The organism is Brevundimonas vesicularis (assembly GCF_032067225.1).
GTDB classification, from domain to species: Bacteria; Pseudomonadota; Alphaproteobacteria; order Caulobacterales; family Caulobacteraceae; genus Brevundimonas; species Brevundimonas vesicularis_F.
The window spans coordinates 24,111-48,777 of the sequence record NZ_DAMBJX010000009.1 but is presented as its reverse complement, the minus strand read 5'-3'; the positions used below and the strand labels follow the sequence as shown (position 1 = coordinate 48,777).

Below are 24,667 nucleotides of genomic sequence, written 5' to 3'. Positions count from 1 at the left end.
CGCAGCGAACGCTGCTTAGCCCTGCTTCGCCTTGAAGCGCGGGTCGGTCTTGTTGATGACGAAGACGACGCCCTTGCGACGCACGACCTTGCAGTCGCGGTGGCGGGTCTTCAGCGACTTGAGCGAGCTACGGACCTTCATGGTCGGACGTCCTGAAAGAAACCAATAAGAAAGCCGCTGACCCGGTCGGATCGCGGCGGAGGCGGTCGTATAGAGAGAGGGGTTCGGAAGGTCAAGCCGCCAAAGCCCGAAACCGCAGAAACCCAGTCTCCGTCTGCTCTGCGAGCTGTTCCCCCTAACGTGCTCAAGTAGCGCGAAGCGCGATAGCACGACAAAAACTATGGAGGCCTGACCTCCGAGTCGAACGGAGGGTTTACGGGGTTGCACGCCCGCCGCGTCGCCGCTCCGCCATCAGGCCGTCAGAGCTGGTGCGTCATTACGACACACACGTATAAGGCGTCCAATACAAAGGTGGTTAACGGCCTGCCTTACACCCGACTGGGGAACAGCGAGGCAACGCATTCGCGCGGCGCGCGCTTTAGGGCGTCGAAATGACCGTTCGCGCGGTTGTCATTTCGTGTCTGACCCCGGGGGCTCTAGTTTGAATCTCATGCGCTTTTCCTATCGCCTTCTCTTGATCGGCTGCGTCTCGGCCTGCGCGCCCATGCTGCCCGAGCCGCAGGTGAACCTGCCGACACCCCATCCTCAGCCGCAGGCGGGCGCCCCTGTTACGACGCCGGCCCCCGCCCCCCAGACGCCGCCGTTGGCCGCCTATGACCAGCAGGGTTTCGAGGGTTGGAAGCAGGGCTTTCTGGCGCGTAAGGGCGGCGCCCGCCGCGCGGACTACGCCCGGGAACTGGAGGGGCTGACGCCCGATCCGACGGTGATCCGCCTGGATCGCAACCAGCCTGAATTCTCCAAACCCGCCGGCGCCTATGTTCAGAATGCAGTGACCCCGGTGCGAATCGCCCAGGCCAAACAGCGCATCGACCGGGTGCCGTGGTCGGTGGTTCAACGCTTCGGCGTGCCCAGCGAGATCCTGGTCGGCGTGTGGGCCCAGGAGAGCGCATTCGGTCAGGTGCAGGGCGACTATGACGTGATCCGCTCGCTGGCGACCTTGGCCTATGACGGTCGCAGACGCGATTGGGCCGAGGGGCAGCTGAAGGACGCGCTGGACATCGTCGTGGACGGCCGGCGCGAGCGTTCGGGTCTGAAGGGCAGCTGGGCCGGAGCCATGGGCCAGACCCAGTTCATGCCCGACAACTATCTGCGCCTCGGCGTGGACCAGGACGGCGACGGCAAGGTCGACATCTGGCGCGACGACGCCGACGCCCTGGCGTCCGCCGCCAATTTGCTGGCCCAGGCCGGATGGAAGCGCGGTCAGGGCTGGGGCTATGAAGTCGCCCTGCCCTCCGGCTTCGACTATGCCGAGGCGGAAGGCCCGAAGCACAACTGGGCCTATTGGGCGGCCAAGGGCGTGCGCCTGGCGCAAGGCGGCACCCCGAATGGCGCCGAGGCGCTGGAAGAGGCGACCATCCTGCTGCCGCAGGGCGCCAACGGTCCGGCCTTCCTGGCCCTGCCGAACCACTATGTGATCCGCCGCTACAACAACTCGGTGTCCTACGCCCTGGCCATCGGCCTGACGGCGGACGGGATCATGGGCAAGCCGGGGCTGACCAAGGCCTGGCCCAACGATCCGTCGATGACGCGCGATCAGCGCATCGGAGCGCAGCGCGCCCTGACGCAGCTGGGTTACGACACCCAGGGCGTCGACGGGGTGATCGGTTCCAACACCCGCGCAGCCCTGCGTCGCTGGCAAATCGCCAACAACAGGATCGCCGACGGCTATCTGACGCCGGCGCTGGCGGACGAACTGATCCGCCGGACGAACTGAACCGCGTCTCCCGCCCTTCGCACCGCGATGGGCGGGAGTGAGTTCAGACCCTTACCCCTTCACGCGCCAGGTGGGGCCGTCGGGGCCGTCCATGACGACGACGTTCAGGGCGTTCAGGCGGTCGCGGATGCGGTCGGCCTCGGGCCAGTCCTTTGCGGCGCGGGCCTTGGCGCGTTGGTCTAGCAGGGCCTCGACCTCAGCCTTCAGCGCGGGATCGCCGCCCTCGAACCAGGCGTCCGGCGTCAGCGACAGAACGCCGAGCAGACCGGCCGCTTCCTTCAGGCTCCAGCGGGCCATGGCGACATCGTTGATATCGGCCTCGGCGTCGTTCAGCAGTTCGCGCAGGGTGTTGCCGAGCCCGAACAGCTGGGCGATCGCGCCCGGCGTATTGAGATCGTCTTCAAGCGCGTCCAGCACCGGATTCAGGGCGTTCTCGGCCAGCTCCATCTCAGCCTCGTCCAGCGTGGCCTCGTCGAAGTCGGCCAAGGCCGCGTCGGCGTCGCGCAGGACGCCATACAGCCGGTCCAGGTTCTTGCGGCTCTGATCCAACAGCCCCTGGTTCCAGTCCAGCGGCTGGCGGTAGTGGGCGCTGAGCAGGGCCCAGCGGACGACCTCGCCCGGCATGGCCTGCACCAGATCGTGCAGCAGCAGGACGTTGCCGATCGACTTCGACATCTTCTCGGCGTCCACGGTCAGAAAGCCGTTGTGCATCCAGTAGCGGGCGTATTCGTCATGGGCCTGATCGCCATGGGCGTGGCCGTGGGCGCAGACGCCCTGGGCGATCTCGTTCTCATGGTGGGGGAAGACCAGGTCGATGCCGCCGCCATGAATGTCGATGGGCAGGCCCAGGGTCTTTTCAATCATGGCCGAGCATTCGATGTGCCAGCCAGGACGACCCTCGCCCCACGGCGACGGCCAGGACGGCTCGTCTGCCTTGGACGGCTTCCACAGAACGAAATCGTGGGGGTTCTTCTTGTAGGGCGCGACCTCGACGCGGGCGCCGGCGATCATGTCGTCCAGGTTCCGGCCCGACAGGGCGCCGTAGGCCTTGTAGGACGAGACGTCGAACAGGACGTGGCCCTCGGCCGCATAGGCGCAGTCGGCGTCGACGATGGCCTGGATCTGATCGACGATGGCCGGGATGTAGTCAGTGACGTGGGGCGCGATATCGGGCGGCGAGACGTTCAGCAGGCCCATGTCGGCGAGGTAGGCGGCTTCATAGCGGGCCGTGACCTCGCCGATCGGCACACCTTCGCGCGCGGCCTTCTGATTAATCTTGTCGTCCACGTCGGTGACGTTGCGGGCGTAGATCACGTGGTCGGCGCCATACGTCCGGCGCAGCAGACGCACCAGGACATCAAACACCACCGGCGGGCGCGCATTGCCGATATGGGCGTAGTCATAGACCGTGGGGCCGCAGACATAGAGGGTCACACGATCCTTGTTCCGGGGCTCGAACAGGCGCTTTTCACGGCGCAGGGTGTCGTGGATGTGCAGCGGCATGGATCAGTCTTTAGCGGGTTTTCTTGCGGGACGGACGGTCTGTCCCATATAGCGGCCTGATATACAGTCCCGACGGATTGTAGAAGGTAAACCGGGCGACCCGCCCGCCCCGGCCGGAAATCGAGTTCATGAGCGTCACCCCCGCCAAGCCCGTCCTCGTCAGCGACGACAGTGTTCAACGCCCGTCGCGCGAGCAGGCGCTGGACGCCGTGCGGACCCTGATCGCCTGGGCCGGCGACAATCCCGACCGTCCCGGCCTGATCGACACGCCCAAGCGGGTGGTCGACGCCTATGGCGAATGGTTCGACGGCTATGACGCCGATGCGGGCAAGGAGCTGAGCCGCACCTTCGAAGACGTGACCGGCTATGACGACATGGTCATCCTGCGCGACATCGAGGTCGAGAGCCACTGCGAGCACCACCTGGCCCCGTTCCTGGGCAAGGCCTATGTCGCCTATCTGCCCGGTGAGAAGGTGGTCGGCATCTCCAAGCTGGCGCGGGTTGTCGAGATTTATGCGCGGCGCCTGCAGAACCAGGAAACCCTGACCAACGACATCATCGACGCCATCGAATCGCACCTGCAGCCGCGCGGCGTGGCCGTGCTGGTGGACGCAGAGCATCAGTGCATGACCACGCGCGGCGTGCATCATCGGCACGTTTCGACCATCACGACCCGCTTCACCGGCGCCTTCAAGGACGATCCTGCCCTGGCGGACCGCTTTTTGAAGCTGGCCAAGGCCTGAAGGCCGAACCGTCGTCCCTCTGTCGTGTATAATTGACGTTCGGGAACGGCAGATCGTTTAGAACCGCTTTACAAGCCCGCATCGGGACGCCAAGAACCGATCAAGCCTTCGGGCGATCCATAGGGAAATGTCGGCGCGGAACGCAGCCGGCGAGTAACGGAGACGAGCATGGCTGCGAAGATCGGCGGTTCCGGTGGGGACAAGCACACGATCGAACAGACGGCGGATATCAACATCACGCCGTTCATCGACATTCTGCTGGTGCTCATGATCATCTTCATGGTCGCCGCGCCTATGGCGACCGTTTCGATCCGTCTGGACCTGCCGCCCGCACAGCCGCCCACCAATCCGACCGAAGAGAAGGAGCCGGTGTACATCACCATCCAGGAAAACGGTCAGCTGTTCCTGTCGGACAAGCAAACCTCGATCGACAACCTGGCCACTGACGTTTGCACCGCCCTGGGCGGCGGCGCCTGCCAGGAAGAGCGCGTCTTCGTCCGCGCCCAGCCGGAAGTGAAGTACTCGCAGTTCATGGAAGTCATGAACAAGATGCAGGAGAACGGCTTCTTCAAGGTCGGCCTTCTGAACGAAGACATCGAATAGGACCTTCGTCCGTTCCAGGATTGGGGCCGCGTTCCGAAAGGGACGCGGCCTTTTTCTTTGCCGAAAGACTTGCCGGATCGATCGCCTGCACCCTTGATGCCGCATCGATTGTTCGAGGAGTCCGCCCATGCGTCGTCGCACTTTCCTGTCCGCCCTGCCCGCCGGTGCGCTGGCGGCGACCGCAGCCCAGGCCCGGCAGGCCTCTCCCGCCGCCAGGCCGACCGAGGCGGCGCCTGCCCCCACACCTTTATCGGCTCGCCCGGCCGACCCCTATGCCGGCGTCGGCATCGGCGACCGGATTTTGGGACCGAAGTTCATGGGGCGCTCGACCGTCTGGGGCGCGAACGGGGCGGCGGCGACGGCGCATCCGGCGGCCAGTCTGATCGGCATCGACACCCTGCGGCGCGGCGGATCGGCCATCGATGCGGCCATCGCCATCAATGCGGCCCTGGGCTTTCTGGAGCCGGTCGCCAACGGCATCGGCGGCGACGCCTATTGCATGCTCTGGGACCCCAAACAGAAGAAGGTCGTCGGGTTGAACGGCTCGGGCGCCAGTCCCGGGGGACTCAGCCTGGAGATCGCGCGATCCAAGGCCATCGACGGCTATCTGCCCCGCTATGGCGCGGTGACGGTCAATGTGCCGGGCACGGTGGACGCCTGGTGGAGCGCGCACCAGCGGTATGGCAAGCTGCCGTGGAAAGAGGTGCTGCTGCCCGCCGCCGAACTGTGCGAACAGGGCGTGCCCGTGCCCCAGGTCATCGCCTACTATCTGGAACGCAACATGGCTGCGTTTGATCGGGGCCAGATCCCGATCGAGGAAAACGAGAACCGAAAGCGCATCTGGGCCGCCGGCGGCTCAACGCCCAAGGTGGGCGAGATCTTCGCCAATCCCTATCTGGGCAAGACGCTGCGGATGATCGCAGAGGGCGGGCGCGACGCCTTCTACAACGGTCCCATCGCCGATCAGATCGAGGCCTATTTCAAGCGAATCGGCGGTTGGATGACCCGCGCCGACCTGGCCGCCCATCACACCGAATGGGTCGAGCCGATCCGGACCAACTATCGTGGGGTCGATGTTTTCGGCCTGGGTCCGAACACGCAAGGGCTGAGCACCAACCAGATCCTGAACATCTGCGAACAATTCGACCTGAAATCGATGGGCTTCCAGTCGGCCGCCTCGCTGCACGTCCAGGCCGAGGCCAAGCGGCTGGCGTTCGAGGACCGGGCGCGCTGGTTCGCCGACGACCGATTCTCCAAGACGCCGGTCGAATGGCTGAACTCAAAGGCCTATGCGGCCGAGCGGGCCAAGCTGATCCGGCCGGATCGGGTGATGGACCGCGTCATGCCGGGCGACGCGCCGCACCACGGCGACACCACCTATTTCAGCGTCGCCGACGCCGATGGGATGATGGTCAGCTGGATCCAGTCCAACTATCGCGGCATGGGTTCGGGCTTGGCGCCCGATAACGGCTCCGAACCGCTGGGCTTCATGTTCCAGGACCGGGGAGAGCTGTTCGCCCTGACCGACGGCCATCCCAACATTTATGCGCCCGGCAAGCGCCCATTCCAGACGATCATTCCCGGCTTCGCGGTCAAGGACGGCGAGCCGTGGATGGCGTTCGGCGTAATGGGCGGCGCCATGCAGCCCCAGGGCCAGGCCCAGATCATCATCAACATGGTCGATTACGCGCTGGAGCCCCAGGCGGCGGGCGACGCCCCGCGCTGGCAACACTATGGCTCGTCCGAACCGACGGGCCAGCCGCAGGAAGGAACCGGCGTGCTGCATCTGGAAAGCGGCGTGCCCGAGGCGACCAAGGCCCAGCTGCGCGCGATGGGCTGGACGCTGGGTGAACCCGACGGCGGCTTCGGCGGCTATCAGAACGTCATGAAACAGATGAACCCCGGCGGACGCTGGACCTATGGCGCGGCGACCGAGATGCGCAAGGACGGCATCGCCCTGGCTTATTGAGATTGGCCTACTGATGTTGAGCGACCGATGACCCACGACGAGGTCCGCGCCCTTCTGCTCTCGCTTCCCGGCGTGGAGGATGGCGTGTCCTATGGCGAGCCGTCGTTCAAGGTGGCGGGCAAGTTCTTCACCTGGATGCGCCCGGCGCTGGACGACAGCATCGTGGTGCATCTGGACAATCTGGATGAGCGCGAACTGCTGATCGAGATGAACCCGGCGACCTTTCATTTCACCGACCACTATCGCGACTATCCCATCGTCCTGGCGCGCATCGCCAGCATCGATCCCGTCTGGCTGAGGGCCGCGCTTGAGAAGCGATGGCGTCGGATCGCGCCGAAAAAGCTGTCCAAGGCGCATCCAGACCTTATCGGAGCGGGGTCGGGCGCCTAACTACGCCCCTCAAGCGGACCCAGCCCAAGGAGCGCCCCATGGCCTATGGCGACCAACCCACGATCACCGTCGACGGTATCGAAATCCCTCTGCTCGGCTTCGGCACCTGGCAGCTGGAGCCGGACGATGCGCGGCGCATGGTCGCTGAGGCCCTGCGGATCGGATATCGCCACATCGATACGGCCTGGATCTACAAGAACGAGAAGGCGGTCGGCGAAGGCATCCGGGATTCCGGCGTGGCGCGCGAGGACATCTTCCTGACCACCAAGATCTGGGTCGAACATTTCACCCACGACGCCCTGCTGAAACAGGCCAGGGAATCGGCCGACAGCCTGGGCACGACGCCGGACCTGCTGCTGCTGCACTGGCCCAAGACGACGCCGACGTTCGAAGAGACGCTGGGCACCCTGAACGAGGCCAAGGACCAGGGTCTGACCAAGTCGATCGGCCTGTCGAACTTCCCCTCCAAGGAATTCCGCCAGGCGCAAGGCCTGTCCAAGGCGCGTCTGCTGACCGATCAGGTCGAGCACCACCCCTATCTGGGGGTCGATCAGCTGGTGGCGACGGCGGCCGAGCTGGGGTCGTCGATCACCGCCTGGTCGCCGCTGGCGCAAGGCAAGATCGCCGACGACGCCACGATCAGCGAGATCGCCGGCTCGCACGGCAAGACGAACGGCCAGATCACCCTGCGCTGGCTTATCCAGCACGGGATCATCGCCATCCCGCGCACGACCAAAGAGAGCCGCGCGCGCGAGAACTTCGACATCTTCGACTTCGCCCTGACGGACGAGGAGATGCAGCGGATGGACGCCCTGGGTCGCGGCGAACGACTGGGCGACTGGCTGGACCCGGCGTTCGAATGGGACAAGACTGCCGCCTGACCGACAAGGGAGGCGCCAGCGGTCGTTGCAACCTTCGGTTGATGTCAACATTGAGGACAGTCGACTATTACTATTATCTGGCACTCTAAGTCTTAAGTAGAATGTCATCAAGTTGACGGAAGCCTCAACCCTGGCTAGAACTCCGGCTCGGATTGGGGCTTTTATGACAAACTTTGTTTTATCGACCGTAGCAGGTCTACTGGTCTGCGCTATTCTCGCTGCTTCTGACTCGGCGAGCGCCGAGACGATTGGTTGGAGTGGTTACTATCTGGGCGCTGATGTTGGCGTTCAGGGTGGTCGAAGCGGCGATTTAATCACGAACTTGACACCCGCGCGCGACAGTCAGTTTGTCTACATTGAAGGCCCCCAAACTCGTAACTTCGATCAATACCGATCCCTTTCTCGAAAGATTTTTGCCGGGGTTCGTGCTGGGCGCCTTTTTGACCACAGGTCCTTTGTATGGGGCATTGAACTTCAGGCGAACGCTGCAAGGCTTGAGCAGCGCTTCACTGTGGGACCAATCGACGCGGGGCCCATCAGAACAAACACCGTGCTGTTGGATGGCGCGAAGCCTGGCACAGTCAATAATTCAAACGACACTCTGAAAGCAGATTTCAAGTTAGATGCCGTCGCAAGCATGCGGGCAAGAATCGGCGTACCGATCGGAGATCGAACGCTCGTGTCAGTGTTTGGCGGACCAAGCTTGGTTAAGACCAGCCTCAGAGCCAGACAGGACAGCTCGATAATCATCCAGATTTGCACCAATCCCTTGCGGCCCACGCTCTGTTCGCTAGATATCCGAGACGTCTCGTCTCAAGGGTCGTACGAAGATAAGATTCTTGCAGGCGCCGTTGTAGGCGCCGCCCTCGACTTCCGGCTGACGGATCGCTGGAGCATCCACAGCGAGACGAGCCTTTCGCGGTTCCAGTCTGTAGAGGCGTCTGCTGGTAACGGCAGCAAAATCGGCTACGAGCCAGAACTTTATGCTGCTGGATTTGGGGCCACGTATAGGTTCTGAATCCGAACCAATAATGGCCTTTTATACGGCGTGACACACAAGGCTTCGGGCCCTAATCCATCGATCTTCGTTGGAGAACTCGATGGCTTACAAATCCCTGCGTGACTTCATCGACCAGTTGGAAGCCAAGGGCGAGCTGGTGCGGGTGTCCGAACCCGTCTCCACCGTGCTGGAGATGACCGAGATCCAGACCCGGCTGCTGAGGAACGGCGGACCGGCGGTGCTGTTCGAGAAACCGGTCATGCCGGACGGCACGATCAGCCCCATCCCCTGCCTGGCCAATCTGTTCGGCACGGTGAAACGGGTCGCCATGGGGGTGACGCTCGAAGGCAAAGACCGCACCACGGCGGGTGAGCTGCGCGAGGTCGGCGAACTGCTGGCCTTCCTGCGCAACCCGACGCCGCCGCGCGGTCTGAGCGACGCGATGGAGATGCTGCCGCTGATGCAGACCGTCCTGTCGATGCGGCCCAAGACGGTGAAGAAGGCGCCGGTGCAGGAGGTGGTGCTGAAGGGCGATCAGATCGACCTGACCACCCTGCCCGTCCAGTCGTGCTGGCCCGGCGAACCGGCGCCCCTGATCACCTGGGGCCTGGTCGTGACCAAGGGGCCGAGCGACGACCGCGAGGACGACTTCAACCTGGGCATCTACCGGATGCAGGTCCTGGGCAGGGACAAGGCCATCATGCGCTGGCTGGCCCACCGGGGCGGGGCGCAACACTATGCCCGGCACAAGAAGGCCGGAAAACGCGAGCCCCTGCCCTGCGCCGTCGTGCTGGGGGCCGATCCGGGCACCATTCTGGCGGCGGTGACGCCGGTGCCGGACACCCTGTCGGAATATCAGTTCGCGGGCCTGATGCGGGGCGCCAAGGCCGAGCTGGTCGCCTGCAAGACCGTGCCGCTGATGGTGCCGGCCCAAGCCGAGATCGTGCTGGAGGGCCACGTCCTGCTGGACGAATTCGAGGACGAGGGCCCGTATGGCGACCACACCGGCTATTACAACTCGGTCGAGAAGTTCCCGGTCTTCAAGGTCAGCGCCATCACCATGCGCAAGGATCCGATCTATCTGACCACATTCACCGGCCGCCCACCGGACGAGCCGAGCGTGTTGGGCGAGGCGCTGAACGAGGTCTTCATTCCCCTGCTGCGCCAGCAGTTTCCGGAGATCACGGACTTCTGGCTGCCGCCCGAGGGCTGCAGCTACCGGATCGCGGTGGTGTCGATGAAGAAGGCCTATCCGGGCCATGCCAAGCGGGTGATGCTGGGTGTGTGGAGCTATCTGCGCCAGTTCATGTACACCAAATGGGTCATCGTCGTGGACGACGACATCGACGCCCGCGACTGGAAGGACGTCATGTGGGCCATCTCGACCAAGATGGACCCGGCGCGCGACATCACCGTGATCGAGTCGACGCCCATCGATTACCTCGACTTCGCCAGCCCCGAAAGCGGCCTGGGCTCCAAGATCGGCCTGGACGCCACCGACAAATGGCCGCCCGAGACCAAACGCGAATGGGGAGAAGAAATCCGCATGGACGAGGCGGTGATCGAGCGGGTCAACGACCTATGGGGCCGTCTCGGCCTGCCGGGTGACGGAACGCCGATCTGGAAATAAGCTTGGCTTTTGGTTACACCGGGGGGCGATGTGAGCGCATTCGAGTTCTTCTTCAGCTTCTACGGCCTGCTCTTGGGCCTGTCCGTGGCCGAACTGGTCGGCGGGTTCGCGCGGATGCTGCATGAGAAGCAGCGGATCCGGTTCGGCTGGCTGACGCCGATGCTGGCCCTGTTCGTGGCGATCGACATCGCCACCTTCTGGAATCAGGCCTGGGTCATTTTCCGCGGCGCGCCGTTCAACACCTTCGTGCTGCTCATATCGCTGAGCATCGCCGCAACCTTCTATGTCGCCGCCAGCGTGACCTTCCCGCGCGTGTCGGCCGAGGGCGGCGACGAGCGGATCGATCTGGACGACCACTTCTGGGCGCATCGGCGGCTGGTGTTCGGCTGCATCCTGGCGGCCAATCTGATCGTCGCCGTGATCGTGATCATCCTGGCTCAGCTCGATCCCGGCTTCGCCAAGGTCGCCAGTTCGGTGCGTCTGTGGGTCGGCGTCGCCATCTTCGTGGCGGGCACGGCGACGGCGGCCTTCGCACCGTGGCGCAGGGTTGCAGTCGGGGCCCTGGTCCTCGTGCTGGTCTACAGTCTTTGGCAGATGGGGAACTCGGCAGCGCTGCTGCTCAAGGCGGGCGGGTGGGCGCCCGCGCTGGGCGGTGGCGGTTGAAACCTTGTCAGGCAGAGCCAATCGGCTCACGAAAGGCGGATGCAGTCCCCTCTTCTGGTTTCGGCCGTCCTTGCCGCCCTTGCCTGTAGCGTGAGCCCCGCCATGTCCCAGACGCTTCCCAACACCGCCCCCTGGGACCAGGCCTTCCTGCCGCCCGCCCCCGCCTGGGACGGAGCGTCAAAGGCCCTTTTGCGCGACGCGAGCGATCCATGGGTCACGGCGTTCGAGGCCGATCCCGGCCATGATTTCAGCCCCAACTATGTCGACACCCGCGCCTGGTTCGATCGTCTGGACGCCGCCAGCGACCTGATCCGCATTGAGCAGTTCGGCGTCTCGCCGGAAGGACGGCCCATCTATGCGGTGATCGCCTCCAAGGATGGCTCGACGTTCGATCCGGCCAAGCCAGTGCTGATGATCCAGGCGGGGATCCACCCCGGCGAGATCGACGGCAAGGACGCGGGCATGATGCTGCTGCGCGACATCGCTTTCTATGGGAAGGACGCCCTGCTGGACCGGGTCAATCTGATCCTGATCCCCATCCTGAGCGTGGACGGCCACGAGCGTTCCGGCCCCTATTCCCGGCCTAACCAGCGGGGGCCGCGCATCCAGGGCTGGCGCAATACGGCGACCAACCAGAACCTGAACCGCGACTATCTGAAGCTGGACCAGCCCGAGATGCGGGCCGTGCGCGGCCTGATCCTGAAATACCGGCCGGACCTGTATGTGGATGTCCACGTCACCGACGGCATGGATTACCAGTACGACGTCACCTACGGCTTCAACGGCGAGGACGGGACCTTCAGCCGCTCGCCGAACGGCTCGGCCTGGCTGGATTCGGTGTTCAAGCCGGCGATGAACGCCGCGCTGGAACGCGAAGGCCATATCCCCGGCGAACTGGTGTTCGGCATCGACGACGACGAGCCGAAGAAGGGCCTGTCGGACGGCGGCCTGGGCGAGCGGTTCTCGAACGGCTGGGGCGCGGCCGCCCATGTACCGACGATCCTGATCGAGAACCACAGCCTGAAACCGCACGAACAGCGGGTGCTGGGCACCTATGTCTTCATCGAGGAGGCGATGCGGTTGCTGGCCGATCAGGGCGCCGGTCTGCGCGCCGCGACGGATCAGGACAAGGCCCTGCGTCCGGCGCAAATCCCCGCCAACTTCGAGGCCGACGAGACGGCGTCGTCCACGCGCCCGTTCAAGGGCATGCTGTACGAGATGTATGATAGCGCCGCCTCTGGTCGGAAGGAGATCCGCTGGCTGGGCCGCCCCGATCCCGACCTGTGGCAAATGCCCTTCTATGGCTCCAAGCCGACGCTGACCCTGACGCGGCCGACGGCCTATTGGGTGCCGGGCTATCGCACCGACATCATCGAGCGGCTGAAAACGCACGGGATCGAAATGGAGACGGTCGAGGCTGCGCGCACCGTGAACCTGTCGATGCTGCGCCTGGTCGAGCCCAAGCTGGCGACCCGCGCCAATGAAGGTCACGTGCAGGCTTCGGTGAAGACGGTGGAGGTCGAGAAGCGCGACTGGACGTATCCGATCGGCTCGGTGCGCGTGCCGACGGATCAGCCGTTGGGCGACATCGTCGTGCTGCTGCTGGAGCCGCAATCCAGCGAGAGCTTCTTCGCCTGGGGCATGTTCCCCGAGGTGATGAGCCGCGTCGAATATATCGAGGCCTACGCCATCGCGCCGCTGGCGGACAAGATGATGGCGGCGGACCCGGCGTTGAAGGCCGAGTTCGAGGCCAAGGTGGCGGCCGACGCTACGTTCGCCGCCGATCCGCAGGCGCGTCTGGCTTGGTTCTATGAACGCACGCCCTTCTATGACGACCACTATCTGCTCTACCCCGTCGGGCGCGAGGACTGATCGATGACCACGCCGCTGATGTACGCCGTCCAGGCCGCCGCCCTGTGGAGCGGCCTGCTGATCCTGATGATGCTGGTCTTGTCGGGCATCGTGGTCAGCGGGCGGCGCAAACACATGGTGTCGTTCGGCGACGGCGGAAACGCGGATCTGATGGCCGCCAGCCGCGCCTTCGGAAATCTGGTGGAATATGCGACGCCCGGCATGATCGCCATGCTGCTGCTGGCCGCCGTGGGCGCGCCGGCCTGGATGATTCACGGGGTCGGCGCGACGCTGTTCGTCGGTCGGGTCGCCCATGCCCTGGGCCTTTTGCTGCAGACCGGGCCGTCGCTGGGTCGCGTCGTCGGCATGCTGCTGACCTGGGTGGCGCTGCTGACGGCGGCTGTGGGCCTGATCGCCTTCGCTGTCGTCTAACGCGGTTGCGGTGCAGCAGGTTGCGGTGCAGCGGGGCGTCCGCCATATCAGGGCATGACTGAAACCTTGGCTGCGTCCGTTTCCACCGATCTTCTCAACGACATCGTCAAGGCCGCGCTGAAGGCCGGCGCCGACGCCGCAGAGGCGGTCAGCGCCGATCGCCGATCCCTGTCGGTCGGGGTTCGCAACGGCAAGCTGGAAGACGTCGAACGCGAGGAATCGCGCGACCTGGGCCTGCGCGTGTTCGTGGGCCAGAGGCAGGCGTCGGTCTCGGCCTCGGACCTATCGCCGGCGACCCAGCAGCGCTTGGTCGAGCGGGCGGTGGCCATGGCGCGCTTGGCGCCGGAAGATCCCCACGCGGGTTTCGCGCCCGAGGATCGGCTGGCGCGCGGGCCGTTCATCGATCTGGAGCTGTTCGATCCCAGCGAACGCAGCGCCCAAACTTTGGAGCAGGTCTCGGCCGAGGCCGAGGCGGCTGCTCTGGCGGTGACGGGCGTTGCGCGGTCAGAAGGCGGACACGCCGGCTGGTCATCCAGCCGCTGGCGGCTGGTGACCTCTCACGGGTTTGACGGCGCCTATGAAGGGTCAGCCTTCTCGCTGGGCGTCGGCGTCATCGCCGAAAAGGACGGCGCGATGGAGCGCGGCGGCGAGAGCCGTTCGACTCGCCACCTGTCCGACCTGCCGGGCGCCGACCTGATCGGGCGTACCGCCGGCGAGCGCGCCGTGGCCCGCGTGGGGCCGCGCAAGATCGCCTCGACCACCGCCCCGGTGATCTTCGACAACCGGATGGCGGGCCAGATCGTCTCTCCGGCTATCGGCGCCATTTCCGGCCCGTCGATCGCGCGCGGCACCTCCTTCCTGAAGGACCGCATGGGGCAGCGCGTGTTCGCCGAGGGCGTCACCCTGATCGACGATCCGTTCCGCCTGCGCGGCATGGGATCGACCCCGTTCGACGACGAAGGCGTGGCGGTCCAGAAGCGCGCCCTGTTCGACGACGGCGTCCTGACCACCTGGTTGCTGAACAGCGCCGCCGCCCGTCAGCTGGGCCTGGAGACGACCGGCCACGCGTCGCGGGGGCTGGCCGGGCCATCCGGCGTCTCGACCCACAATCTGCATATGGAGCCGGGCGAGCGGGATCTGGCGGGCCTGATGGCGGATGCCGACACCGGCCTGTTGGTGACGTCGATGTTCGGCCCGTCGCTGAACGGCAATACAGGCGACTGGTCCGCCGGGGTGTCGGGCTTCTGGTTTGAGAACGGCGTGATCGCCTATCCGGTCAGCGAGGTCACAGTCGCGGGCAAGCTGACTGACCTGTATCTGCGCCTCGAGCGCGGCTCGGACCTAGAGTTCCGGGGCGGATTTAACGTGCCCAGCCTGATGTTCGACGCGGTGGCCATCGCGGGCAAATGATCGACTTGCAAGCCGACCTCGACCTGATCCGCCAGGCGGCCATCGACGCCGGGGCGCTGGCCATCGCTGAGCGTGAGGCGGGGCTGAAGATCGAGTCCAAGGTCGGCGGTTCGCCCGTCACCAGCGGCGACCTGAAGGTCGACGCCATGCTGAAGGACAGGCTGCTGTCGGCGCGGCCTGATTATGGATGGCTGTCGGAAGAGACGGCGGATACGGCCGAGCGTCTGTCGAAACGACGCATCTTCGTGGTCGATCCCATCGACGGCACCGTCGCCTACATGAAGCGGACGCCGTGGTGGTGTGTGCCCATCGCTGTGGTCGAGGACGGCGAAGTCGTCGCCGCCGTCATCCATGCGCCCGAGGTGGACGAGACCTATGTGGCGACGCGCGGCGGCGGGGCGCGACGTAACGGCAAACCCATCCACGCCTCGGATGTCGATACGTTGGAGGACGCCTCGATCTTGGGCGATGCGCGACTGATCGAAGCGCCCTATTTCGACGACGAACCGTGGCCGGCGATGCGTTTCGAGAAACGCAACGCCCTGGCCTATCGGATGGCGCTGGTCGCCGCCGGCGCCTTTGACGCCGCCCTGGCCCTGACGCCGAAATGGGACTGGGACGTCGCTGCGGGCTGGCTGATCGCGACCGAAGCCGGAGCGAGGGTCAGCGATCACCACGGGCGGCCGTGGGCCTTCAACCGGCCGGATCCGCGTCAGGCCAGCCTGGTCTGCGCGGCGCCAGTCATCCAGCCGATGATCGTGCGGCGCTGTAAAAACGTGCCGCTTTCGACCTGAAGGCGGGGACGGAAAAACCCCCGCCAACATTGATCCGAGGGCGTTCTCGGCCTATGCCGCGCTCAAACCTCCTCCCCCCAAGCCTTCCGGCACAGCCTTCAGGATTTCCGATGACCGATCAGAATGCCGTCCCGCCGCAGCTGCTGCACATCGTGATCGGCGGCGAGCTTCGTCACCTGGGCGAGCCGACCTTCCGCGACCTGTCGCAGGTCGAGTTCGTCGGCGCCTTCGGCAGCTATGACGAAGCCAAGAAGGCCTGGAAGGCGCGCGCCCAGGCGACCGTGGACAACGCCCACATGCGCTATTTCATCCTGCACGCCCACAAGCTGATCGATCCTCGCGGCGACGCGGCCTGAGCCGAGGACTGAGTGCGACATCGAGGGGCCGAACCGGCTCCTCGATCCGACGTTTCGATCTGTAGGCGAGGACGACGATGAACCTGGAACCGCAACAGATCTTTCAACTGGTCAGCCTGCTGGCCGTGCTGGCGCTGTTCAGCTTTTCGCTGCGCGGCCACATCGACTACGCCCGCTGGTTCAAACGGTGGGAGGCCGACCGCAAGGCGCGTCGCGACGCCGAACTGGCCGCCGAGGCCCGCGCAAACGGCGAGGCCGGCGACGAACCGAAGACCGGCCCCTGGGGCTGAAGCCCCCTACTCGCGCCGCAGCAGCTTGTCGGTCAGCAGCGTGCCCCACCAGCCGGCCTTGAACTCGGCGCGTATGGCCTTGGGGTCGTAGTCGGGGCTGTCGACCCACTCGATGAAGCTGATGCCCTTTGGCTCGATCTCGTTGACGTATTTCTCCAGCGTATAGTCCAGCACGCCGGTCAGCCCCTCGCGCGAGTGCAGATATTTCTTCGAGAGCTGCTTCATGGCGACCGAGATCGGCTCGCCAAGGTGGAAGTGGCGATAGAAGACCGCCATCATGCCCGCCCGATCCGCGCCGGACTTGCAGTGGATCAGCACCGGATACTGGATCGTCCTGAACAGGTCGCGCGCGCGGTGGATGCGCACCGTCTCGGGCGGATCGCGCGAGTCCAGCGGCGCGTCGATCAGGGTCAGGCCCAGCCGCTCGCAAGCGTCCTTCTCCAGCCAGTAATAGCCCTCATCCCGCTCGCCGCGCAGATTGATGACCGTCTTGACGCCCTTAGACTTCCAATAAGCCAGCTGGCGCGGCGACGGCTGATTGGTGCGCACCAGATCCGGGCCCAGCCAGTGGGCGTTGGAAAAGGCCACGCGCAAAAACGCGTGGTCGGCCCAGAAATAATGCCAATGCGCCCGAAAACGGCCCATCGCGGTCGAGAGGTCGAAGCGCGCCATGCCCGCCAGATAGCGATCCGACGCCGCCGCGTCATCCGATCTCGATCCTGACGCGTTGGAATGTTTGTCGAGACCGGAGAACATCCCGATGAGAACCCTCGCCGCAGCCGCCGTCGTGGCCGCCAGCCTGTGGGCTGGCGCGGCCGCCGCCCAAACGCCGCCCCCCGAAGACCCCGCCCTGATCGCCTATCTGCGCGACCGGGCCAAGGAGGCGCTGGACACCACCCGCTATACGGCCGCGATCACGCCGGACGGGGCCATGACCCTGGTCTATCTGACCGGCCCCAACTGGTGCGGCTCGGGCGGATGCCGGCTGCTGGTGCTGGACCGCACCGGCGCGACCTATCGCTCGGTCGGCGAGATCAGCGTCGCCCGCGCGCCAATCCGGCTGCTGGAGCGACAAACCCATGGCCGACGGGATCTGGGCGTCTATGTCGCGGGCGGCGGAATCACCGAGGGCTATGAGGTCGCCGTGCCGTTCGACGGGCGTCGATACGCGTCCAATCCGACGGTTCCGCCCGCCGTCAGGATCCAGGAAGCGCCCGGCGAAACCCTGATCCGCGCCGACGAGCCGGGCCGTGCGCTGGAACCGTCGCCGGACAAGCCTTGACTTGAAGGGCGGCTCGGACGACCGAGAGCCGATGACCGTCGCCGCCTCCGAAACCATGCCGCTGCGCGCCTTGCTGGCGCGGATTTGGCGCGACTATCTGTCCAAGCACAAGGGATCGCTGATCCTGTCGGTCCTGTGCGCGGCGACGACCGGCCTGCTGACGGCGGCGCTGCTGAAGCTGCTGGAGCCGGCCGTCAACGGTCTGTTCCTGGGCGGGACCAAGCCGATCAGTCTGTTCGGCCTGGTGACCTTTCCGGCGGACAAGGCCGTCGTCTGGATCCCGGTCGCCATCCTGACCGTCGCCATTGCGCGAACCCTGGCGGCGCTGGGCCAGGCCGCCCTGGTCAACCGATTGGGTCACACCATCGTCGGCGACATCCAGATCCGCCTGTTCGGGGCCATGATCCGCGCCGATCTGGCGCGCTTACGCAGCCAGCACTCGGGCGGCTTCGTCTCCTCGGTGCTGTTCGACGCCAATATGGTGCGCGAGGCCTTCACCTCGGGCGTGGTCAACTACACCCAGAACCTGCTGACCCTGGTCGCGGTGCTGATCTACATGGGCTTCATCGACTGGCAGCTGACGATCGTGGTGCTGCTGGGCGTGCCGCTGGTGGCGCTGGTGCTGCGCCGGTTCGGGCGCAAGACGCGCAAGGCCGCCGTCGGCGCCATGGCCGAGACCGAAAACCTGTCCACCGCCCTGATGGAAAACCTGGACGGGGTTCGCCTGATCAAGATCGAGAACCGCGAGGCCGCCGAACAGGACCGCGTCGCCGAGGTGGTCGCCCGTCGCCAGCGCCACGTCATCAAGGGCGCCAACGCCCGCGCCTTCGCCGGTCCGTCGAGCGATCTGGTCGCCTATATCGTCGTCGCCGCCGTCATGGCCTACGCCGGATGGCGGGCGCAGTCGGGCGACATGACCGTGGGCGGGTTCGCCGCCTTCATCGGCATGCTGTTGGCGGCCGGCCAAGCCCTGCGTCAGGTTACCAACCTGGCCACGGTGATGAGCGAGGGCTTCACCGCCGCGCGGCGCCTGTTCGGGGCCCTGGACATCCAGCCGGAAATCCGTGAGGCGGCCGACGCCGCGCCCCTGGCCGCCGGGCCGGTGGAGGTCGTGCTGGACAAGGTGTCCTTCGCCTACGCCGGGACTGATGCGCCGACTCTGGACGGGGTGTCCCTGCGGGTCGCGCCGGGCGAGACGGTGGCGTTGGTCGGGCCGTCGGGCGGCGGCAAGAGCACGATCCTGAGCCTGCTGCCGCGCTTCTATGATGTTACAGGCGGGGCGGTGACGATCAACGGCGCCGACGTGCGGGCGCTTCGCATCCATGACCTGCGCGACCACATCGCCCTGGTGACGCAGGAGCCCTTCCTGTTCGACGACACCATCGCCGCCAACATCGCCTATGGACGGCCGGGCGCGACGCAGGCGCAGATCGAGGACGCCGCAAGATCCGCCGCCGCCCATGACTTCATCACCGCCTTGCCGCAAGGTTACGACACCCGCGCGGGCGAGGCGGGCCTGCGTCTGTCCGGCGGTCAGCGCCAGCGCATCGCCATCGCCCGCGCCTTCGTCAAGGATGCGCCCATCCTGCTGCTGGACGAGGCCACCAGCGCCCTGGACACCGAGAGCGAGGCCTTGGTCCAGGCGGCGCTGGAGCGGCTGATGCAGGGGCGCGCCACCCTGATGATCGCCCACCGCCTGTCCACCGTCCGGAACGCCGACCGCATCTATGTGATCGAGGCCGGCCGGGTGGTCGAGGAAGGCTCGCACGACGTCCTGGTCGCCAGAGGCGGGCTCTATTCGCGCCTGGCCCGCCAGCAGTCGCTGGACGGCGCCGCGCCCACGGTCGAGACGGTCGCGTGAGGCCGCTGCGCATTCCGGCCGTCCAGGCCAGCCTGTCCTTCATCCTGGCGCACTGGATGCAGTTCTGCTTCGCCACCATGCGCTGGACCCACGAAAACCAGGCGGTGGCCGAGGGTGTTTGGGCCCGGGGCGGCGGGGTTTTGTGCGCCTTCTGGCATTCGCGCATCGGCTTGTCGCCGGCGTGCTGGCCGCTGAACCGCGCGCAGCCGGCCAAGGCGTTGATTTCCCTGTCGGCGGACGGTCAGTTCATCGCAAAGGCTGTGGCTCGCCAGGGCTTTCCCGCCATTCGCGGTTCGTCTTCGAACAAGGACAAGGCGGACCGGGACAAGGGCGGGTCGCAGGCGCTGCGGGCGGGCCTGCGTCAGTTGAAGATCGGCGCCCTAGCCATCACGCCGGACGGTCCGCGCGGCCCGGCGCGCCAGATGGCCGAGGGTCTGCCGATGATGGCCAAGATCTCAAAGGCGCCGACGCTGTTCATCGGCATGTCGTGCAATCCGGCCATCCGGCTGAACAGCTGGGACCGCGCGATCCTGCCCCTGCCCTTCGCCAAAGGCGCCATCGTCTGGGACATCGCCGATTATCCGACCGGCGACGACCTGGATCACGTCCGCCAGGACTGGGCCGCGCGGCTGAACGCCGTCGAGGCGCGAGCCGATGCGATCACGGGCCTGAAACCATGAGGATGCAGCCGTGACGCCGCTGCCGCTGATCGCCTATCGGCTGGCGACGCGCGCGCTGGAGCCGCTGGCCCCGCGCCTGCTGGATGCGCGCGCCAGGCGGGGCAAGGAAGACCCGGTGCGGGTGGACGAGCGGATGGGCTTCACTCGCACCGAGCGCCCCGCAGGCGATGTGGTCTGGCTGCACGGCGTCAGTGTCGGCGAGAGCCTGTCGCTGCTGCCCGTGGTCGAGCGGCTGACGAAGGCGCGACCGGACCTGATCGTTCTGGTTACCTCCAGCACCGTGACCTCGGCGCAGATTCTGGCCGAACGACTGCCGACAGGCGTGATCCACCAATATGCGCCGGTCGATGCCCCCGGCGTGGTCGAGAGGTTCCTGGACCATTGGCGGCCAAGCGTTGCGGTCTTCGTCGAGAGCGAACTGTGGCCCAATCTGTTGCTGGCGGCGCGGCGGCGGGGCGTGAAACTGGCCCTGGTCAGCGCGCGCATCACTGAAAAGACGGTGGAGGGCTGGGCGCGGTTTCCGGCCTCCGCGCAGGCGCTGACCGGCGCCTTTGATCTGGTCCTGCCGCAGGATGCGGTTTCGGCCCAGCGCCTGGAGGGCATGGGCGCGCGGATCGACGGGCTGGTGAACCTGAAACTGTCCGGCGAGGCCCTGCCCCACGACCCCGCCGCCTTCAGCCGCCTGTCCGCCGCCATTGGCGACCGGCCGGTGATCGTCGCCGCCAGCACCCACGAGGGCGAAGAGATCGCCATCGTGCGCGCGCTGGACCATCTGAGCGAGCGAGTCTGCCTGATTCTGACGCCACGCCATCCCGAGCGGGGGGGGCACATCGCCCAGGCGCTGCAACACGACGGATACGCCTTCGCCATGCGCTCGCGGGGCGAGACGATCGGGCCGGACACCGACATCTATCTGGCCGATACGCTGAACGAGATGGGCCTGTTCCTGCGGCTGGCCGATGTCGTGGTGATGGGCGGGTCTTTCGCGCCCGCCATCGGCCTGCCGCCGGTCGGGGGGCACAATCCGCTGGAGCCCGCGCGGCTGGGCAAGCCGACGATTACAGGGCCGGATGCGTCCAACTGGGCGCCGGTGACGGCGGCCCTGGTCGAGGCGGGGGGCCTGGCTCTGGTTCAGGCGCCGTCCGACCTGCCCGGCGTGATCGAGCCCCTGCTGGAAGACCTGAACGCGGCCAAGGCCATGGGCGAGCGCGGGCGTCGCGCGGCGGTCGAAGCTGGAGGCGGGCTGGAGCGACTGTGGGCGCTGCTGTCGCCGTTGATGCCGCAGAGGCAGGGCCGGCGATGAAGCTGAACACGCCGCGCTGGTGGTATGTGCGCGACAGCAACCACGCCCGGATGACGCGCACGGCGCTGAAACCGCTGGGCTGGGTCTGGGCCGCCGTGACGGCGCGCCGGATCGCCAAGACCGTCCCGATCGACCCCGGCTGCGCGGTCATCTCGGTCGGCAATCTGACGGTCGGCGGATCGGGCAAGACGCCGGTCGCGCGCGAAACCCTGCGGCTGCTGCGGGCGGCGGGGGTGGAGGCGCAAGGTCTGTCGCGCGGCTATGGCGGGCGGCTGGAGGGGCCGGTCCGGGTCGATCTTCAAATCCATACAGCCGACGATGTCGGGGACGAGCCGCTGATGCTGGCGCAAGGGTCGCCGGTCTGGATCGCGCGCGATCGCGTCGCGGGCGCCAAGGCCGCCGTCGCGGAGAGGGCGCAGGCTCTGGTGCTGGACGACGGCCATCAGAACCCGGCCCTGAAAAAGACCGTCAGCCTGATCGTCGTGGACGGCGAAACGCGCGGCGACGAATGGCCGTTCGGAGACGGTTCGGTCTTTCCGTCCGGCCCCATGCGCGAGCCGCTGAAGGCCGGCCTGGCGCGCGCCGACGCCGTGGTGGTCATGCTGCCGACCGATGTCGAGGAGGCCGATCCCGAACTGCTGGCGGTGTTCGGCGCCCTGCCCGTCTTTGTCGCGCGCCTGACGCCGGAGGGACCGCCGCCGTCAGGGCCGCAAGTCGGGTTCGCCGGCATCGCCAAGCCCTGGAAGGTCGAGCGGTCGCTGAAGGCGGCGGGCTGCGACCTGGTCGACTTCGTCCCCTTCCCCGACCACGCGGCCTATAGCGACGCCGACATGACGTTCCTGACTGACCGGGCTGCGGTGTTCGACGCCCGCCTGGTCACGACGGAGAAGGACTGGGTCCGGCTGACGCCCGAGCAGCGCAAGGACGTCGTCGCCTGGCCGGTCGTCGCCCGGTTCGAGGACGAGGCGGCTTTCGCCGCCTTCCTGAACGACTGGATTCAATCGGCGCGATAGACCACGCCAGACTTCATCACGAACTTCATCCGCTCCAGCTCAGTCACGTCCGTCAGCGGATCGCCCGAGACGGCGACGATGTCGGCGGGCATGCCCACGGCGATCTTACCGGCCTCATTGGCGATGCGCAGATGTTCGGCGGCGCCGACGGTGGCGGCCTGGATGGCCTCGAGCGGGCTCAGGCCGGCGCGGACCAGAAGCGCGAACTCCTGGGCGTTGTCACCGTGGGCCGAAACGCCCGAGTCGGTGCCGAAGGCGATCTTGACCCCGCCCTCATGCGCGCGGCGCGCCATGTCCAGCATCTTGGGCCCGGCCTCCAGCGCCTTGGCCGTTTGGGCGGGGGTGAAGAAGTTGTCGGGGCCGGAGGCGATGCGCGCCACGAAATCGCCGGCCAGCAGGGTCGGGATCAGCCAGGCGCCGTTCGACTTGAACAGGCGGATCGACTGATCGTCCAGATAGGTGCCGTGTTCAATGGAATCGCCGCCGGCCCGCAGGAAGGCGTTGATGCCGTCCACACCGTGGGCGTGCGCCGTCACCTGGCGGCCCATGCGGTGGGCGCTGCCGACGATGGCGGACAGTTCGTCGTCGCTGAACTGCTGGTTCAGGCCGGCGGCGGTGTTGGACAGTACGCCGCCCGTCGCGGTGATCTTGATGATGTCGGCGCCGGCGCGAACCTGGGTGCGCACGGCCCGCATGCAGTCCTCAGGCCCCGAGCAGATGCTCTCGGACGACAGCAGGTGCATGACGTCCTCGCGATAGCCGTTGATGTCGCCATGCCCGCCGTGGATCGACACCGACGACCCCGCCGCAATGATGCGCGGTCCCGGCACGTCGCCGTTCCGAACGGCGTTTCGCAGGGCGAAGATGGCTTGGTTCGAGGCGCCCAGATCCGCCACCGTCGTAAAGCCGGCCATCAGGGTGCGACGCGCGTAGCGGGCGCCGACCATCGCCTGATCCGCATCTGAAAGCGTCACCTCTTCAAGGCGTGCGTTCGGGTTTTGCTGGCTCGTCAAATGGACGTGGCTGTCGATCAGGCCGGGCAGGACAAAGGCCTGGCGCAGGTCCACGACCTTGCCTTGCGATGCGTCGCCGACGAAGCCGTCGCGCACTTCGACGACCTGGTTCCCCCTGATCACGAGAGTTTTATCGCGTTGCACAACGCCGTTCGACGGATCCGCAAGCAACCTTCCGGCTTCAACGAACGTTGTGTTGGGTTGCGCCGAAACGCCTGTGCCCACGGGGGTTTGCTGCGCATGGGCGCTCGCCGCCGACGCCATCAGCGCCGCCAGCGCGATTCCAAAACGTTTCATCAATCTCTCCCCGCGACGCGACGGCCGCAAAAATGCCCCACAAGGCTCAGGTTGCCTCGCCCGTAACCAACTGAAACAAACACGCCCCAAGACCAACCGCAACGAGGGCGTCGCATGCGGCTATCGAGACGAGGACTTATTCTGGGTGGATCGGCCATGCTGGCGGGATGCGCCAGCGCGAGCGCTACGGCGCCGCTGACGACGGCCCAGAACGGAACTCCGATCGCCATGCCGCAGGTCGGTCTGCCCACGGTCCAGACCTCCGCCCTGACCCCGCCGCCGCTGGATCCACGCGGTCATGTTCGCAAGGAGCTGATGGAGCGCGCCATGACCGCGCTTGACACCCACCATCACCGCCTGCCTCTGCGCGACCGGATGTATCTGGTCGACTTCCAGAAGTTCTCGGGCGAGGAGCGGTTGTACGAAGTCGATCTGATCGCGGGTGAAGTGAAGGTGCTGCGCACCTGCCACGGCCGGGGATCGGACCCCAGCCACACCGGCTATGCCCAGCGCTTTTCCAACACGCCCGATTCCAACATGTCCTCGATCGGCGCCTATGCGACGGCGGGGGCCAACTGGGGCGCGCAACAGGGGCCGAACGTGCTGCTGGACGGGCTGGAATACACCAACGACAAGGCGCGCGAGCGGGCCATCATCATCCACGGCGCCGACTACGCCGATCCCGACTTCCTGGCGCGCGAAGGCAAGCTGGGTCGCAGCTATGGCTGTTTCTCGGTCGCACACACCGACCTTCCGGCCTTGCGCGAGCGCATGGGCGAGGGCCGACTGCTGTTCGCGGCGGCCTAGGC

Annotated in this window: 25 protein-coding genes and 1 tRNA gene; 21 read left to right on the top strand and 5 right to left on the bottom strand. The window is 66.3% G+C overall.

The window, feature by feature from the left end; genetic code table 11:
- Positions 1-15: 15 nt before the first annotated feature.
- Together ykgO and RT123_RS03800 are read right to left on the bottom strand one after the other, a co-directional pair.
- On the bottom strand, positions 16-141 hold the full coding sequence (ykgO, locus tag RT123_RS03805) for a type B 50S ribosomal protein L36 (RefSeq protein ID WP_008263184.1): 126 nt from the start codon (positions 139-141) through the stop codon (positions 16-18).
- Between the two features lie 200 nt (positions 142-341).
- Positions 342-418 (bottom strand) — tRNA-Ala (locus tag RT123_RS03800).
- Between the two features lie 192 nt (positions 419-610).
- Here RT123_RS03800 and RT123_RS03795 point away from each other — a divergent pair.
- Complete coding sequence (locus RT123_RS03795) at positions 611-1,894, top strand: lytic murein transglycosylase (protein WP_313007951.1); 1,284 nt, start codon at positions 611-613, stop codon at positions 1,892-1,894.
- 51 nt (positions 1,895-1,945) lie between these two features.
- On the opposite strand, the gene cysS is transcribed toward RT123_RS03795, so the two are convergent.
- Positions 1,946-3,397: a cysteine--tRNA ligase gene (gene cysS / locus RT123_RS03790; RefSeq protein WP_313007950.1), complete on the bottom strand. Its 1,452-nt coding sequence runs from the start codon at positions 3,395-3,397 to the stop codon at positions 1,946-1,948.
- 128 nt (positions 3,398-3,525) lie between these two features.
- Here cysS and folE point away from each other — a divergent pair, with 128 nt between their 5' ends.
- The 14 genes from folE (at position 3,526) to RT123_RS03720 (ending at position 16,409) form a co-directional block, all read left to right on the top strand.
- The gene (gene folE / locus RT123_RS03785) at positions 3,526-4,140 is read left to right on the top strand and encodes a GTP cyclohydrolase I FolE (protein WP_313007948.1); all 615 of its coding nucleotides are present in this window, start codon (positions 3,526-3,528) and stop codon (positions 4,138-4,140) included.
- 168 nt (positions 4,141-4,308) lie between these two features.
- Entirely contained in the window at positions 4,309-4,743 is a 435-nt protein-coding gene (locus RT123_RS03780; RefSeq protein WP_055753310.1) for a biopolymer transporter ExbD, read from the top strand.
- Positions 4,744-4,870: 127 nt separating this feature from the next.
- Positions 4,871-6,712 carry a gamma-glutamyltransferase family protein gene (locus RT123_RS03775; RefSeq protein WP_313007947.1) on the top strand — a complete coding sequence of 614 codons (1,842 nt, stop codon included), beginning with the start codon at positions 4,871-4,873 and terminating at the stop codon, positions 6,710-6,712.
- Positions 6,713-6,739: 27 nt separating this feature from the next.
- A complete protein-coding gene (locus RT123_RS03770; RefSeq protein ID WP_313007946.1) occupies positions 6,740-7,102 on the top strand; it encodes an MmcQ/YjbR family DNA-binding protein in 363 nt (120 codons plus the stop codon).
- Positions 7,103-7,140: 38 nt separating this feature from the next.
- Complete coding sequence (locus RT123_RS03765) at positions 7,141-7,983, top strand: aldo/keto reductase (protein ID WP_313007944.1); 843 nt, start codon at positions 7,141-7,143, stop codon at positions 7,981-7,983.
- A 112-nt stretch (positions 7,984-8,095) separates the two neighbouring features.
- Positions 8,096-9,001, top strand: coding sequence for a hypothetical protein (locus RT123_RS03760; protein ID WP_313007942.1), 906 nt, complete (start codon positions 8,096-8,098; stop codon positions 8,999-9,001).
- Between the two features lie 82 nt (positions 9,002-9,083).
- A complete protein-coding gene (locus tag RT123_RS03755) occupies positions 9,084-10,613 on the top strand; it encodes a UbiD family decarboxylase (RefSeq protein ID WP_313007940.1) in 1,530 nt (509 codons plus the stop codon).
- 30 nt (positions 10,614-10,643) lie between these two features.
- On the top strand, positions 10,644-11,276 hold the full coding sequence (locus tag RT123_RS03750) for a hypothetical protein (protein WP_313007938.1): 633 nt from the start codon (positions 10,644-10,646) through the stop codon (positions 11,274-11,276).
- 102 nt (positions 11,277-11,378) lie between these two features.
- A complete protein-coding gene (locus tag RT123_RS03745; RefSeq protein ID WP_409514887.1) occupies positions 11,379-13,148 on the top strand; it encodes a M14 family metallopeptidase in 1,770 nt (589 codons plus the stop codon).
- A gap of 3 nt (positions 13,149-13,151) precedes the next feature.
- The gene (locus tag RT123_RS03740) at positions 13,152-13,559 is read left to right on the top strand and encodes an MAPEG family protein (protein WP_055753303.1); all 408 of its coding nucleotides are present in this window, start codon (positions 13,152-13,154) and stop codon (positions 13,557-13,559) included.
- A 54-nt stretch (positions 13,560-13,613) separates the two neighbouring features.
- Positions 13,614-14,969, top strand: coding sequence for a TldD/PmbA family protein (locus RT123_RS03735; RefSeq protein ID WP_313007934.1), 1,356 nt, complete (start codon positions 13,614-13,616; stop codon positions 14,967-14,969).
- Positions 14,966-15,763: a 3'(2'),5'-bisphosphate nucleotidase CysQ gene (locus tag RT123_RS03730; protein WP_313007932.1), complete on the top strand. Its 798-nt coding sequence runs from the start codon at positions 14,966-14,968 to the stop codon at positions 15,761-15,763. Before RT123_RS03735 ends, RT123_RS03730 begins: the two co-directional genes overlap by 4 nt.
- Positions 15,764-15,873: 110 nt before the next feature.
- Positions 15,874-16,119: a DUF4170 domain-containing protein gene (locus RT123_RS03725; RefSeq protein ID WP_017505336.1), complete on the top strand. Its 246-nt coding sequence runs from the start codon at positions 15,874-15,876 to the stop codon at positions 16,117-16,119.
- Positions 16,120-16,196: 77 nt separating this feature from the next.
- Positions 16,197-16,409: a hypothetical protein gene (locus RT123_RS03720; protein ID WP_137721191.1), complete on the top strand. Its 213-nt coding sequence runs from the start codon at positions 16,197-16,199 to the stop codon at positions 16,407-16,409.
- Positions 16,410-16,415: 6 nt separating this feature from the next.
- On the opposite strand, the gene RT123_RS03715 is transcribed toward RT123_RS03720, so the two are convergent.
- Positions 16,416-17,081, bottom strand: coding sequence for a fused DSP-PTPase phosphatase/NAD kinase-like protein (locus RT123_RS03715; protein ID WP_313007979.1), 666 nt, complete (start codon positions 17,079-17,081; stop codon positions 16,416-16,418).
- Positions 17,082-17,169: 88 nt separating this feature from the next.
- Here RT123_RS03715 and RT123_RS03710 point away from each other — a divergent pair, with 88 nt between their 5' ends.
- From RT123_RS03710 to lpxK, 5 genes are read left to right on the top strand one after another with little or no spacing between them, the layout of a single operon-like run.
- On the top strand, positions 17,170-17,691 hold the full coding sequence (locus tag RT123_RS03710) for a hypothetical protein (RefSeq protein WP_017505333.1): 522 nt from the start codon (positions 17,170-17,172) through the stop codon (positions 17,689-17,691).
- Between the two features lie 31 nt (positions 17,692-17,722).
- Positions 17,723-19,552 carry an ABC transporter ATP-binding protein gene (locus tag RT123_RS03705; protein ID WP_313007929.1) on the top strand — a complete coding sequence of 610 codons (1,830 nt, stop codon included), beginning with the start codon at positions 17,723-17,725 and terminating at the stop codon, positions 19,550-19,552.
- Positions 19,549-20,232, top strand: a complete 684-nt coding sequence (locus tag RT123_RS03700; RefSeq protein WP_055753298.1) for a lysophospholipid acyltransferase family protein — start codon at positions 19,549-19,551, stop codon at positions 20,230-20,232. The genes RT123_RS03705 and RT123_RS03700 overlap by 4 nt, the downstream gene beginning before the upstream one ends.
- Positions 20,233-20,242: 10 nt before the next feature.
- Entirely contained in the window at positions 20,243-21,535 is a 1,293-nt protein-coding gene (locus tag RT123_RS03695) for a 3-deoxy-D-manno-octulosonic acid transferase (protein ID WP_174085710.1), read from the top strand.
- Positions 21,532-22,548, top strand: coding sequence for a tetraacyldisaccharide 4'-kinase (lpxK, locus tag RT123_RS03690; protein ID WP_313007978.1), 1,017 nt, complete (start codon positions 21,532-21,534; stop codon positions 22,546-22,548). The genes RT123_RS03695 and lpxK overlap by 4 nt, the downstream gene beginning before the upstream one ends.
- Here the strand turns inward: lpxK and RT123_RS03685 are convergent.
- A complete protein-coding gene (locus RT123_RS03685) occupies positions 22,533-23,858 on the bottom strand; it encodes an amidohydrolase family protein (RefSeq protein ID WP_313007926.1) in 1,326 nt (441 codons plus the stop codon). The genes lpxK and RT123_RS03685 overlap by 16 nt on opposite strands.
- A gap of 156 nt (positions 23,859-24,014) precedes the next feature.
- Here RT123_RS03685 and RT123_RS03680 point away from each other — a divergent pair, with 156 nt between their 5' ends.
- The gene (locus RT123_RS03680; protein ID WP_235551230.1) at positions 24,015-24,665 is read left to right on the top strand and encodes a murein L,D-transpeptidase catalytic domain family protein; all 651 of its coding nucleotides are present in this window, start codon (positions 24,015-24,017) and stop codon (positions 24,663-24,665) included.
- Positions 24,666-24,667 lie beyond the last annotated feature (2 nt).

Bases quoted from the DNA above. Each gene is read 5' to 3' on its own strand.
- cysS (WP_313007950.1), bottom strand. From the start codon at position 3,397: ATGCCGCTGCACATCCACGACACCCTGCGCCGTGAAAAGCGCCTGTTC.
- RT123_RS03775 (WP_313007947.1), top strand. From the start codon at position 4,871: ATGCGTCGTCGCACTTTCCTGTCCGCCCTGCCCGCCGGTGCGCTGGCG.
- RT123_RS03735 (WP_313007934.1), top strand. From the start codon at position 13,614: ATGACTGAAACCTTGGCTGCGTCCGTTTCCACCGATCTTCTCAACGAC.
- RT123_RS03740 (WP_055753303.1), top strand. From the start codon at position 13,152: ATGACCACGCCGCTGATGTACGCCGTCCAGGCCGCCGCCCTGTGGAGC.
- RT123_RS03770 (WP_313007946.1), top strand. From the start codon at position 6,740: ATGACCCACGACGAGGTCCGCGCCCTTCTGCTCTCGCTTCCCGGCGTG.
- RT123_RS03730 (WP_313007932.1), top strand. From the start codon at position 14,966: ATGATCGACTTGCAAGCCGACCTCGACCTGATCCGCCAGGCGGCCATC.
- RT123_RS03685 (WP_313007926.1), bottom strand. From the start codon at position 23,858: ATGAAACGTTTTGGAATCGCGCTGGCGGCGCTGATGGCGTCGGCGGCG.
- folE (WP_313007948.1), top strand. From the start codon at position 3,526: ATGAGCGTCACCCCCGCCAAGCCCGTCCTCGTCAGCGACGACAGTGTT.
- RT123_RS03705 (WP_313007929.1), top strand. From the start codon at position 17,723: ATGACCGTCGCCGCCTCCGAAACCATGCCGCTGCGCGCCTTGCTGGCG.
- RT123_RS03680 (WP_235551230.1), top strand. From the start codon at position 24,015: ATGCTGGCGGGATGCGCCAGCGCGAGCGCTACGGCGCCGCTGACGACG.
- RT123_RS03725 (WP_017505336.1), top strand. From the start codon at position 15,874: ATGACCGATCAGAATGCCGTCCCGCCGCAGCTGCTGCACATCGTGATC.
- RT123_RS03715 (WP_313007979.1), bottom strand. From the start codon at position 17,081: ATGGCGCGCTTCGACCTCTCGACCGCGATGGGCCGTTTTCGGGCGCAT.
- ykgO (WP_008263184.1), bottom strand. From the start codon at position 141: ATGAAGGTCCGTAGCTCGCTCAAGTCGCTGAAGACCCGCCACCGCGAC.
- RT123_RS03755 (WP_313007940.1), top strand. From the start codon at position 9,084: ATGGCTTACAAATCCCTGCGTGACTTCATCGACCAGTTGGAAGCCAAG.
- RT123_RS03780 (WP_055753310.1), top strand. From the start codon at position 4,309: ATGGCTGCGAAGATCGGCGGTTCCGGTGGGGACAAGCACACGATCGAA.
- RT123_RS03710 (WP_017505333.1), top strand. From the start codon at position 17,170: ATGAGAACCCTCGCCGCAGCCGCCGTCGTGGCCGCCAGCCTGTGGGCT.
- RT123_RS03745 (WP_409514887.1), top strand. From the start codon at position 11,379: ATGTCCCAGACGCTTCCCAACACCGCCCCCTGGGACCAGGCCTTCCTG.
- RT123_RS03795 (WP_313007951.1), top strand. From the start codon at position 611: ATGCGCTTTTCCTATCGCCTTCTCTTGATCGGCTGCGTCTCGGCCTGC.
- RT123_RS03720 (WP_137721191.1), top strand. From the start codon at position 16,197: ATGAACCTGGAACCGCAACAGATCTTTCAACTGGTCAGCCTGCTGGCC.
- RT123_RS03765 (WP_313007944.1), top strand. From the start codon at position 7,141: ATGGCCTATGGCGACCAACCCACGATCACCGTCGACGGTATCGAAATC.
- lpxK (WP_313007978.1), top strand. From the start codon at position 21,532: ATGAAGCTGAACACGCCGCGCTGGTGGTATGTGCGCGACAGCAACCAC.